Source organism: Kitasatospora sp. NPDC032150 (genome assembly GCF_055579945.1).
In genome coordinates this window covers 204,437-216,761 of sequence record NZ_JBVIMH010000006.1, presented here as the reverse complement: position 1 = coordinate 216,761, position 12,325 = coordinate 204,437, and the positions used below count along the sequence as shown (strand labels likewise).

Here is a 12,325-nt window from a genome sequence, read left to right as displayed (position 1 = left end):
CACGGGGTGGACATGCCCCCGGCCGGGGGTCACCCACAGCCTGTGAAGAACGTCCGGGGCGCCGCGACCCGTCCACGGGTCGGTCCACAGCCTGTGGACATCCCGCCGCGCCACGAGACACCGCCTCCCCCGGTCCACCCCGACCGGGGGAGGCGCTGTGCGTCCCGGCGTAGGCTCAGGCTGTGCGGCAACGGCGCCGCTGCCAGGCACGACACCACAGTGAAGGACAGTTGTCATGGAGCTCGGCCTCATCGGTCTCGGCAAGATGGGCGGCAACATGCGCGAGCGCATCCGCCGCGCCGGCCACACCGTCATCGGCTACGACCGCAACCCGGAACTCGCCGACGTCGACAGCCTCGAGCAGCTGGTCAGCAAGCTGCAGGGCCCGCGCGTGGTGTGGGTGATGGTTCCGGCTGGCGGCCCGACCCAGGACACCGTCGACCTGCTGGCCGAGCTGCTCTCGCCCGGTGACGTGGTGGTCGACGGCGGCAACTCGCGCTGGACCGACGACATCAAGCACGCCGAGACGCTGGCCGCCAAGGGCATCGGCTTCGTGGACTGCGGCGTCTCCGGCGGCGTCTGGGGCCTGGAGAACGGCTACGCGCTGATGTACGGCGGCGACGCCGAGCACGTCGCCAAGGTGCAGCCGATCTTCGACGCGCTGAAGCCCGAGGGCGAGTTCGGCTCGGTGCACGCGGGCAAGGTCGGCGCCGGCCACTTCGCCAAGATGGTCCACAACGGCATCGAGTACGCGATGATGCAGGCCTTCGCCGAGGGCTGGGAGCTGCTGGAGGCGGCCCCCGAGGTCACCGACGTGCGCGAGGTCTTCCGCAGCTGGCAGGAGGGCACGGTGATCCGCTCCTGGCTGCTCGACCTGGCCGTCCGCGCGCTGGACGACGACGAGCACCTGGCCAAGCTCAAGGGCTGGGCCGCGGACTCCGGCGAGGGCCGCTGGACGGTCGAGGCCGCGATCGACCACGCGGTGCCGCTGCCGGCGATCACCGCCTCGCTCTTCGCCCGCTTCTCCTCCCGCCAGGAGGACTCGCCGCAGATGAAGATGATCGCCGCGCTGCGCAACCAGTTCGGCGGCCACGCGGTCGAGTCGAAGTAACCGCGGTACGCGGCAACCGGTAGTACCAGCAGTACGACAGTCCCAGAAGGCGAGCGCAGTCCACACCCATGCATGTCGTGCATCTGTCGCTCGCCGACTTCCGGTCCTACGCCCGGGTCGAGGTGCCCCTCGATCCGGGCGTGACCGCCTTCGTGGGGCCGAACGGGCAGGGCAAGACCAACCTGGTCGAGGCGATCGGCTACGTCGCCACCCTGGGCAGCCACCGGGTGGCCACCGACGCCCCGCTGATCAGGCTCGGCGCCGAACGGGCCGTGGTCCGGACCTCCGTCGTACAGGCCGGCCGCACCACCCTGGTGGAGCTGGAGATCAACCCGGGCCGGGCCAACCGGGCCCGGCTCAACCGCTCCGACAAGGTTCGCCCGCGTGACGTCCTCGGCGTGCTGCGCACGGTGCTGTTCGCCCCGGAGGACCTCGCCCTGGTCAAGGGCGACCCGGGTGAGCGCCGCCGCTTCCTGGACGAGCTGCTGACCGCCCGGGCCCCGAGGATGGCCGGTGTCCGGCAGGACTACGAGCGGGTGCTCAAGCAGCGCAACGCCCTGCTGAAGACCGCCGCGACGGCCCGCCGATCCGGTGGTGGCCGGGGCGCCGACCTCTCCACCCTCGAGGTCTGGGACGGCCACCTGGCGCGGGCCGGAGCCGAGCTGACCGCCTTCCGGATCCAGCTGGTGACCGCGCTCCAGCCGCTGGTGGCGCGGGCGTACGAGCAGCTGGCCCCGGGCGGCGGGGCGACCACGCTGGAGTACCGCAGCTCCTTCGAGAGCGACGCCCTGCCGACCAGCCGCGAGGAGGCCGAACAGCAGCTGCTGGCGGCCCTGGCGGAGGTCCGCTCGCAGGAGGTGGCCCGCGGGCTGACGCTTGTCGGGCCGCACCGCGACGAGCTGGTCCTGAAGCTCGGGCCGCTGCCCGCCAAGGGGTACGCCAGCCACGGGGAGTCCTGGTCGTACGCGCTGGCGCTGCGGCTGGCCTCGTACGAGCTGCTCAAGGCCGACGGCGGTGAGCCGGTACTGATCCTGGACGACGTCTTCGCCGAACTGGACGCGCGCCGCCGGGAGCGGCTGGCCGAACTGGTCGCGGACGCCGAGCAGGTCCTGGTCACCGCGGCCGTCCCCGAGGACGTGCCGAAGGCGCTGTCCGGCGCCCGCTACGCCGTCTCCGACGGCACCGTCACCCGCCTCGACTGAGCGTCCTTGCTGCGGTGGGGCGTCCTTGCTGCGGCGGGCGTACCCCGCGCGGGCCCGTTCCCGGGAGAGCCGGTCGCACCGTGCCACCGGGGGCTTCGGGGTGCGGGCCGCACGTGGCACGCCGGGCCGCCCCCTTGACGCGGTCCCGCCCGCACCCCGCCTCGGGGGATGCCCCTGCCCCGGAACGCCCGGGTGGCGTGGATCACTGCCGCGTCCCCGTAAGCTGGAGGACTTCGTTGTCCACAGCCTGGGGAAAGGGGATCGCCGCGGTGAGCGACCAGGATCCGAGGTCTCCGGAACCGTCGGGTGTGGATCTGGCCCGGGTGGCGCTGCGGGCGGCCAAGGAGCAGGCCCGCAAGCGCGGCGAGCAGGTCCGGGAGAAGCGCGAGGCGAAGCGGCACGGCCTGCGCAGCGGCGCCCGGGCGGACGGCCGCGACCCGGTGCCGCTGGGTGCGGCGCTGAACCGGCTGATCACCGAGCGGGGCTGGGAGGCCCCGGCGGCGGTGGGCGGGGTGATGGGCCGTTGGCCGCAGATCGTGGGCCCGGACATCGCGGCGCACTGTGTGCCCAAGCAGTACGCGGAGGCCGAGGCGGTGCTCACCGTGCAGTGCGACTCCACCGCGTGGGCCACCCAGCTGAGACTGCTGGCGCGCCAGTTGGTGGCCCGGCTGAACCACGAGCTGGGCCATGGCACGGTCCGGGTCATCAAGGTGCTCGGCCCGGACGCCCCCAAGCGCGGCTACGGCCGGCTGCGGGCACCCGGCAGCCGGGGACCGGGCGACACCTGGGGCTAGCGCCGCGCCTTCGCCCCCCTTGCCCGCGGTCGTGCCGGCCGGTTGCCGGCGTCCGCCCCCCGGGGGCCCTCCCTGGCCGGCCGGCCGCTTCCCCGTGGCACAGCCGCCGGCCGACGCCCTCGGCGATGGGCCGTCCCTTGGCTCCGGGCAGTAATCGGAGCAGCCGCCTCCGGAACCGCTGGCGGCCCGTGTAAGGGCTCTGAGCCCCCCTGGCGAGTATCGGGACATGTGCGGAGGGGATTCAGGGCGGCACATCTGCCCTCAGGGGCTGCCAAACGGCCATCTCTGTCAGTCGTACCGGTAGACTAAGAGCCAAACACTGTTGCTCGCAGCAACCGAGTCGAAACGCCGTGGTCGCAGGCCTGCCTGGAAGTGGGCGGGGATGCGGCCCGCGCTGTGCCAGAGAGGGCGCTTCGTGGCCGATTCCGGCAACTCCAGCCAGACCCCAGAACCCACCGACCAGGCAGCCGAGGGCTCGTACACCGGTAGCAACATCCAGGTGCTGGAAGGCCTCGACGCCGTCCGCAAGCGCCCCGGCATGTACATCGGCTCCACCGGTGAGCGCGGCCTGCACCACCTGGTGCAGGAGGTCGTGGACAACTCCGTCGACGAGGCGATGGCCGGGTACGCCGACACCATCGACGTCACGATCATGGCCGACGGCGCGGTCCGCGTCGTCGACAACGGCCGCGGCATCCCGGTGGACATCGTCCCCGGTCAGGACAGGCCCGCCGTCGAGGTCGTGCTCACCGTCCTGCACGCGGGCGGCAAGTTCGGCGGCGGTGGCTACGCCGTCTCTGGCGGTCTGCACGGCGTGGGTGTCTCCGTGGTGAACGCGCTGTCCACCCGGCTCTCGGTGGAGATCCACAAGGACGGCCACATCTGGACCCAGGACTACAAGATGGGCGCGCCGACCGCCCCCCTGGTCAAGGGCGCGGAGACCGGCCGCACCGGCACCACGGTGACCTTCTGGGCCGACGGCGACATCTTCGAGACCACCGTCTACTCCTTCGAGACGCTCTCCCGCCGCTTCCAGGAGATGGCCTTCCTCAACAAGGGCCTGTCGATCTCGCTGACCGACGAGCGCCCCGAGCACGTGGACGAGGAGGGCAAGCCGCTCACCGTCACGTACAAGTACGACGGCGGCATCGCCGACTTCGTCGCCCACCTCAACTCCCGCAAGGGCGAGCCCGTCCACCCCTCGGTGATCGACTTCGAGGCGGAGGACAAGGACAAGTCGATCTCGGTCGAGATCGCGATGCAGTGGAACTCCTCGTACACCGAGGGTGTCTACTCCTTCGCCAACACCATCCACACCCACGGCGGCGGTACCCACGAGGAGGGCTTCCGCGCGGCGCTGACGGGCCTGGTCAACCGCTACGCGCGCGACAAGAAGCTCCTCCGCGAGAAGGACGAGAACCTCTCCGGCGAGGACATCCGCGAGGGTCTGACCGCGATCATCTCGGTCAAGCTGGCCGAGCCGCAGTTCGAGGGCCAGACCAAGGACAAGCTGGGCAACACCGAGGCCAAGACCTTCGTCCAGCGCGTGGTGCACGAGCAGTTCGGCGACTGGCTGGACCGCAACCCCAACGAGGCCGCGGACATCATCCGCAAGTCGATCCAGGCCGCCACCGCCCGCGTGGCCGCCCGCAAGGCCCGTGACCTGACCCGTCGCAAGGGCCTGCTGGAGAGCGCCTCGCTGCCCGGCAAGCTGAGCGACTGCCAGTCCAAGGATCCGGCCGAGTGCGAGATCTTCATCGTCGAGGGTGACTCCGCCGGCGGCTCCGCCAAGCAGGGCCGGGACCCGCGCATCCAGGCGATCCTCCCGATCCGCGGCAAGATCCTGAACGTGGAGAAGGCCCGGATCGACAAGGTGCTGCAGAACACCGAGGTCCAGGCGCTGATCTCGGCCTTCGGCTGCGGCATCCAGGAGGACTACGACGAGTCCAAGCTGCGCTATCACAAGATCGTCCTGATGGCGGACGCCGACGTCGACGGACAGCACATCCGCACCCTGCTGCTGACCCTGCTGTTCCGTTTCATGCGGCCGCTGGTCGAGGCCGGGTACGTCTACCTGGCGATGCCCCCGCTGTACAAGATCAAGTGGGGCAGGGACGACTTCGAGTACGTCTACTCCGACAAGGAGAAGGAGGCGGTCATCGCGGCCGGCGTGGAGGCCGGACGCCGGCTGCCCAAGGACGACGCGATCCAGCGCTTCAAGGGTCTGGGCGAGATGAACGCCGAGGAGCTGCGGGTCACCACCATGGACCCGGCGCACCGCCTGCTGCTCCAGGTCACCCTGGAGGACGCCGCCCGCGCCGACGACCTGTTCTCCGTCCTGATGGGCGAGGACGTGGAGGCCCGCCGGTCCTTCATCCAGCGCAACGCCAAGGACGTCCGCTTCCTGGACGTGTGATCCCGAGCCGGATCCCACGAACCAGTCACGCGTGAAAGGAAACTGACCACCAGTGGTCGACGACAACCGTCCCGACGGCGACGAGCAGCCGGAGAGCACCGAAGCACAGAGCGCCCTGCGGATCGAGCCGATCGAGCTCGAAACCGAGATGCAGCGTTCGTACCTCGACTACGCGATGAGCGTGATCGTCAGCCGTGCACTGCCCGAGGTCCGCGACGGCCTCAAGCCGGTGCACCGCCGCGTGCTCTACGCGATGTACGACGGCGGCTACCGGCCCGAGAAGGGCTACTACAAGTGCGCCCGCGTCGTCGGTGACGTGATGGGTAACTACCACCCGCACGGCGACACCTCGATCTACGACACCGTGGTCCGCCTGGCCCAGCCGTGGTCGCTGCGGATGCCGCTGGTGGACGGCAACGGCAACTTCGGCTCCCCGGGCAACGACCCGGCCGCGGCCATGCGCTACACCGAGTGCAAGATGATGCCGCTGGCCATGGAGATGATGCGCGACATCGACGAGGAGACCGTCGACTTCGCGCCCAACTACGACGGCCGCTCGCAGGAGCCGACCGTCCTGCCCTCGCGCATCCCCAACCTGCTGATCAACGGTGCCACCGGCATCGCGGTCGGCATGGCCACCAACATCCCGCCGCACAACCTGCGCGAGGTGGCCTCCGGCGCGCTCTGGGCGCTGGAGCACCCGGACGCCTCCAACGAGGAGCTGCTGGAGGCCCTGATCGAGCGGATCAAGGGCCCCGACTTCCCGACCGGCGCGCTGATCGTCGGCCGCCGCGGCATCGAGGACGCGTACCGCACCGGGCGCGGCTCGATCACCATGCGCGCGGTGGTCGAGGTCGAGGAGATCCAGGGCCGCCAGTGCCTGGTGATCACCGAGCTGCCGTACCAGGTGAACCCGGACAACCTCGCGCTGAAGATCGCCGACCTGGTCAAGGACGGCAAGATCGCCGGTATCGCCGACGTCCGCGACGAGTCCTCGTCCCGCACCGGCCAGCGCCTGGTGATCGTGCTCAAGCGCGACGCCGTCGCCAAGGTCGTGCTGAACAACCTGTACAAGCACACCGACCTGCAGACCAACTTCGGCGCCAACATGCTGGCCCTGGTCGACGGCGTGCCGCGCACGCTCTCGCTGGACGCCTTCATCCGGCACTGGGTCAACCACCAGGTCGAGGTCATCATCCGCCGGACCACGTTCCGGCTGCGCAAGGCCGAGGAGCGGGCGCACATCCTGCGCGCGCTGCTGCGCGCCCTGGACGTGATCGACGAGGTCATCGCGCTGATCCGGGCTTCGGAGAGCGCGGAGGCGGCCCGCAGCGGCCTGATGGGGCTGCTCTCCATCGACGAGCTGCAGGCCAACGCGATCCTGGAGATGCAGCTGCGCCGGCTGGCCGCCCTGGAGCGCCAGCGGATCACCGACGAGCACGACGAGCTGCAGCGCCGGATCGACGAGTACAAGGTCATCCTGGGCTCGCCCACCCGCCAGCGCGAGATCATCTCCGAGGAGCTCACCGCGATCGTCGAGAAGTACGGCGACGAGCGGCGCTCCACCCTGATCCCCTCCGACGGTGACTTCTCGATCGAGGACCTCATCGCCGAGGAGGACATCGTCGTCACGATCACCCGTGGCGGCTACGTCAAGCGCACCCGCAGCGACCTGTACCGCTCGCAGAAGCGCGGCGGCAAGGGCGTGCGCGGAGCGCAGCTGAAGCAGGACGACATCGTCGACCACTTCTTCGTGACGACGACGCACAACTGGATCCTGTTCTTCACCAACAAGGGCCGGGTCTACCGGGCCAAGGGCTACGAGCTGCCCGACGCTGGCCGGGACGCCCGCGGCCAGCACGTGGCCAACCTGCTGGCGTTCCAGCCGGAGGAGCACATCACCCAGGTGATGGCGGTGCGCACCTATGAGGACAAGCCGTACCTGGTCCTCGCCACCCGGGCGGGTCTGGTGAAGAAGTCTCCGCTGAAGGACTACGACTCCCCGCGCTCCGGCGGCCTGATCGCGATCAACCTGCGGACCGACGAGGAGGGCCGGGACGACGAGCTGATCGGTGCCGAGCTGGTGTCCGCCGAGGACGACCTGCTGCTGATCTCGAAGAAGGCGCAGTCGATCCGGTTCACCGCCACCGACGAGGCGCTGCGTCCGATGAGCCGGGCGACCTCGGGTGTGAAGGGCATGTCGTTCCGTGAGGACGACGAGCTGCTCTCGATGAACGTCATCCGTCCGGGGACTTACGTCTTCACGGCGACCGACGGCGGCTATGCGAAGCGCTCTTCGGTGGACGAGTACCGTGTCCAGGGACGCGGTGGCTTCGGCATCAAGGCGGCGAAGATCGTCGAGGGTCGCGGCTCGCTGGTCGGGGCGCTGGTGGTCGAGGAGACCGACGAGATCATGGCCATCACCCTGTCGGGTGGTGTGATCAGGACCAGGGTTTCGGAGGTCCGTGAAACCGGACGTGACACCATGGGCGTCCAACTGATCAACCTCGGGAAGCGCGATGCGGTGGTGGGCATGGCCCGCAACGCGGAGGCCGAGGACGAGGAGAGCTCGGAGGACGAGGACTCTGCGGAGACCTCGCCCCGGACTGAGGGAACCACGGCGGGTGGCCCGGCCGAGCAGGCCTGATCGCACGCCCGGCTGACCGGCGTCCGCCCACCCTGGGCGGACGCCGGTCGAGCGGTTCCCGGCCGAGGTGGCCGGGGGCCGGACACGGAGTGACCAGGGCGGACCGCCGGCCTGGCGGTTGACTGCGGGAGGACCAGGGTGAGTGGAGCCACAGGTGCTGCGGGAGGGGCCCCGGGCGGCCTGCCGGGCGCCACACATGGCGGGGCGCCGATCGGTGGCGTGCCGCAGCCGCCGGCGACTCCCCCGGCCGCGTCCACCTCGGTGATGCCGCCGGTCGGCGGTGCGCCGGGAGCGGCTCCGGATTCCCCCAGCGGTTTCTCGACGCCGACCACGTACGGCAAGGGCCAGCCGACCCCGCCCCGGGGCACCAAGACCGGCACCCCCTCCCCGCGCCGGCCCGGTACTCCTCCGGTGGCCGCCGCCTCGTCGGGTGCGGCCGGGGCCCGGACGCGCAAGGCCCGGCTGCGGCTCACCAAGGTCGACCCGTGGTCGGTGATGAAGGTGGCCTTCCTGCTCTCCCTCGCCGTCGGCGTGATCATCATCGTGGCGACCGCGGTGCTCTGGATGACCCTGGACGGGCTGGGCGTCTTCGACTCCCTGGGGAGCACGCTGAAGGAGGCCACCGGCGCGGATACCTCGGGTGGCTTCAACCTGATGGACTACGTGGGCTTCGGCCGCGTGATGCTCTTCACCTTCCTGATCGCGGTGGTGGACGTGGTCCTGATGACCGCGCTGGCCACCCTCGCGGCGTTCGTCTACAACACGGCCGCGGGCTTCACCGGCGGTGTCGAACTGACGCTGGCGGAAGAGGACTGACACACCGTCGGACACACTCCGTCGGGTTGCCCCGACCGGAATCGGTGGGCCCTGGAGTCCGTTGGAATCTCCAGGGCCCACTGGCGTTCGAGTGACACCCCCGGCGACCCCGGCGTGCCGCCCGAGCCCGTGACGGCCGCCCTGGGTTAGCTGGCGGCCTGTCCTGGAGCGGGCCCCGCAGGCGACAGGGTGGGCGGTTACGGCTGGTCGGAGGCGTTCGATGGCTGAGGTGGCAACGCAACTCGTAGGTGCGGTGGAGGGGCTGCTGGGGGTGGGGCTCCCGCTCCGGGTGCGGGCCTGGGACGGCAGTGTGGCGGGCCCCGCAGGGGCTCCCGTGGTGGTGCTGCGCAACCGGCGCGCGGTGCGCCGGTTGATCTGGCAGCCGGGTGAGCTGGGCCTGGCCCGCGCCTATGTCTCGGGAGACCTCGACCTCGCCCCGGAGAGCGACATCTACGAGGTGCTGGCCGCGGTCGCCCACTTCGCCGAACTGCCGCAGATCAACGGGCTCCGACTGGGCGCGCGCGAGCTGTTCGGCCCCGCGGGGCGCCGTCTGCTGGGTGTCGCCGCCCGGACGGGGGTGATCGGCCTGCAGCCCGCCCCTCCGCCGGAGGAGGCCCACCAGAAAGGCCGGCCGCACAGCCGCAGCCGCGACCGCGCCGCCATCAGCCACCACTACGACGTCGGCAACGACTTCTACCGCCTGGTGCTGGGCCCCTCGCTGGTCTACTCCTGCGCCTACTGGACCCCGGAGGGCAAGAGCCTGGAGGACGCCCAGCAGGCCAAGCTCGACCTGATCTGCCGCAAGCTCGGCCTGCGGCCCGGGAAGCGCCTGCTGGACGTCGGCTGCGGCTGGGGCTCGCTGCTGCTGCACGCGGCGAAGAACTACGGCGTCAGCGCGGTCGGCGTCTCCATCTCCAGGGAACAGGTCGACCGGGCCCGCGCACGGGTCGCGGAGGCCGGCCTGGCCGACCGGGTCGAGGTGCGCCTGCAGGACTACCGGGAGATCCCCGACGGCCCGTTCGACGCCATCTCCAGCGTCGGCATGGCCGAACACGTGGGCGCCGCCCAGTACCTGCGCTACGCGCGCGGCCTGTACGAGCTGCTCGCCCCCGGCGGCCGGCTGCTCAACCACCAGATCGCCCGCCGCCCGGGCCATCCCGGCGTGCCGTACGTGCCGAGCCCCTTCATCTCCTCCTACGTCTTCCCGGACGGCGAGCTCGCCCCGGTCGGCAGCACCGTCTCGCTGCTGGAGGAGGCCGGCTTCGAGGTCCGGGACGTCGAGTCGCTGCGTGAGCACTACGCGCTCACCCTGCGCGACTGGGTGGCCAACCTGGAGACGCACTGGTCCGAGGCGGTCGGGCTGGTCGGTCGCGGCCGGGCCCGGGTCTGGCGCCTGTACATGGCCGCCTCGGCCCTCGCCTTCGAGGGGAACCGCATCGGGGTCAACCAGGTGCTCGCCGTCCGCACCACGCCCGGAGGGCTCAGCCACCTGCCCGCGACCCGCGAGGAGTGGCTCAGCAGGATGCCTGCCGCTACTGATTTGGGAGATCGGCCGTCGGTCCGCTAATCTTTCAGTGCGGCAAGGGCCTATAGCTCAGACGGTTAGAGCGCTTCCCTGATAAGGAAGAGGCCACAGGTTCAAGTCCTGTTAGGCCCACCGGCACAGAAGGCCCGGAGTGGATATCCACTCCGGGCCTTCTGGCGTTCTCCGCATCCGGGCGTGACCGCGGCGCCGTCGGCTCGTTGTACCGGATGCGCAGAGGCAACTTGGGCGGGATGACTCGAAACTGCTGTGAAGTTGGGGATTGCCGGGCGACAGAACCGGTCATTGGATCCGTGGACGTAGCGCGACCTCTGCTCCTGCTGGCGGATGCTCCAGCCCCGCGCCCCGGGTGATCGGGCGGTCCACACTTCACTTCAAGCCATGGAGGCATCCCCATGTCCATGGAAGTCGCCCTGCTCGAGTCCAGGACCCTGCGCAGGAACCTCAGAGGGCACACCGAGGTGCTCGACAAGGTCAAGGCACTGGAGCTGCTGCCCGACGGGTTGCACGTGACGACCCGGATGGTCGCCGACTACTTCGAGGTCGGGGAGAAGACCATCAACACGCTCATCCAACGGCACCGCGCGGAGCTGGAGAGCAATGGCTTCAGCATCGTCCGGGGAGTCGAACAGATCGAACTCGTAAACTTCAACTTGAAGTCTACGCAGGTCAGCGGCCGTGGCACGGCGATCTACACCCGCCGCGCGGTGCTCAACGTGGCGATGCTGCTCCGGGACAGCGAGGTCGCCAGGAGCGTCCGGCGGTACCTGCTGGACGCGGAGGCCGACCGCCCCGCGGCGGGTGGCTGCTGCTGCGCGCGGGCGGTCGAGCAGCTGTCCGAGCGACTCCACGACCGGGCCGCGGAGTTCGAACGGCGACTGAGCGGGTGCGAGGGGACGGTGCTGGCGGACCGGTTGCTGCTGGGGGCGATGAGCGCGCGGCTGTGCCAGGTCGGCGAGGACGTCAGGGAACTCCGGCGCGACCTGGCCGAGTTGCGCGGCGGCCTGGCGCGACTCGGCGCCCGCCCGCCCCGGCGGCGGTGAGCGGCACCCGGCCCCGTCCGGAATCGCCGCGTGCGCCCGGTGGGAGCGGGGCGGAGCGGTACGCCCGGGTGGGGCCGTGGACGGGTGTGTCGCCGATCAGCCGGCCGGGGCGGGGCGGGACGTCAATCAGGCCCGGAGATCGGGCGGTTGGACCTGGCGGGGGCCGCTCGGTCAGCCGTTACCGGTGTGTATCATCAGCCGCAAGGCGGTCTGCGACCCCGGCCGCTGGTTCGTGCTCGTACACCAGAGGACTCGCGAGCGATCTCTCCCGGGGGAGAGCCCTGCTGAGTCCGCCACAAGTAAGCAAGAAGGACGAGGTCCCGCGGTGAAGAAGCTTCTCCTGGTCGCCCTGGTCGCCCTCGGCGGATTCTTTGTCTACCGTCAGGTCCAGGCGGACCGCGCCGAGCAGGACCTGTGGACCGAGGCCACCGACCCGGTCCCGGCCGGCGCCCGCTGAGACACTGGACGATCTTCCAGACGGATGATCTTTCGGAGGCCTGACACGGTCTCCGGTGGGTGGGCCCCGACCTCGACGGCCGGGGCTCGCCCGCACTGTGTGGCTGCGGTACGGATCCCTGCTGAAGATTTCCGGCGGGACCGGGTAGGCTAGGCGCAGCACACCGTACGGGGCTTTAGCTCAGTTGGTAGAGCGCTGCCTTTGCAAGGCAGATGTCAGGAGTTCGAATCTCCTAAGCTCCACCTGGAATCGGCCGCTGACCTGGGATCAGGTCAGCGGCCGTTTGGTGTTTCCGG

9 protein-coding genes and 2 tRNA genes are annotated in these 12,325 nt (G+C 70.5%); all 11 read left to right on the top strand.

The features are described 5' to 3' along the window. The first annotated feature begins 235 nt into the window (after nt 1–235). The 11 genes from gnd (at nt 236) to ACZ5ON_RS10290 (ending at nt 12,271) form a co-directional block, all read left to right on the top strand. A complete protein-coding gene (gene gnd, locus ACZ5ON_RS10340) occupies nt 236–1,111 on the top strand; it encodes a phosphogluconate dehydrogenase (NAD(+)-dependent, decarboxylating) (RefSeq protein WP_344639007.1) in 876 nt (291 codons plus the stop codon). A 68-nt stretch (nt 1,112–1,179) separates the two neighbouring features. Beyond that, nucleotides 1,180–2,313: a DNA replication/repair protein RecF gene (recF, locus tag ACZ5ON_RS10335; RefSeq protein WP_465588530.1), complete on the top strand. Its 1,134-nt coding sequence runs from the start codon at nt 1,180–1,182 to the stop codon at nt 2,311–2,313. A gap of 269 nt (nt 2,314–2,582) precedes the next feature. Then, nucleotides 2,583–3,107, top strand: coding sequence for a DciA family protein (locus ACZ5ON_RS10330; RefSeq protein WP_045303230.1), 525 nt, complete (start codon nt 2,583–2,585; stop codon nt 3,105–3,107). A 382-nt stretch (nt 3,108–3,489) separates the two neighbouring features. After that, on the top strand, nt 3,490–5,523 hold the full coding sequence (gene gyrB, locus ACZ5ON_RS10325) for a DNA topoisomerase (ATP-hydrolyzing) subunit B (RefSeq protein ID WP_465588526.1): 2,034 nt from the start codon (nt 3,490–3,492) through the stop codon (nt 5,521–5,523). Nucleotides 5,524–5,575: 52 nt separating this feature from the next. Continuing rightward, a complete protein-coding gene (gyrA, locus tag ACZ5ON_RS10320; protein ID WP_465588523.1) occupies nt 5,576–8,170 on the top strand; it encodes a DNA gyrase subunit A in 2,595 nt (864 codons plus the stop codon). Between the two features lie 219 nt (nt 8,171–8,389). After that, entirely contained in the window at nt 8,390–8,986 is a 597-nt protein-coding gene (locus ACZ5ON_RS10315) for a DUF3566 domain-containing protein (RefSeq protein WP_465588520.1), read from the top strand. 220 nt (nt 8,987–9,206) lie between these two features. Further along, complete coding sequence (locus ACZ5ON_RS10310) at nt 9,207–10,553, top strand: class I SAM-dependent methyltransferase (RefSeq protein ID WP_465588517.1); 1,347 nt, start codon at nt 9,207–9,209, stop codon at nt 10,551–10,553. 16 nt (nt 10,554–10,569) lie between these two features. Continuing rightward, nucleotides 10,570–10,643, top strand: a tRNA-Ile gene (locus ACZ5ON_RS10305). A gap of 281 nt (nt 10,644–10,924) precedes the next feature. Further along, nucleotides 10,925–11,572 carry a hypothetical protein gene (locus ACZ5ON_RS10300; RefSeq protein ID WP_465588514.1) on the top strand — a complete coding sequence of 216 codons (648 nt, stop codon included), beginning with the start codon at nt 10,925–10,927 and terminating at the stop codon, nt 11,570–11,572. A 325-nt stretch (nt 11,573–11,897) separates the two neighbouring features. Continuing rightward, a complete protein-coding gene (locus ACZ5ON_RS10295) occupies nt 11,898–12,029 on the top strand; it encodes a DLW-39 family protein (protein ID WP_211785814.1) in 132 nt (43 codons plus the stop codon). A 169-nt stretch (nt 12,030–12,198) separates the two neighbouring features. Then, nucleotides 12,199–12,271, top strand: a tRNA-Ala gene (locus ACZ5ON_RS10290). Nucleotides 12,272–12,325: the final 54 nt, after the last annotated feature.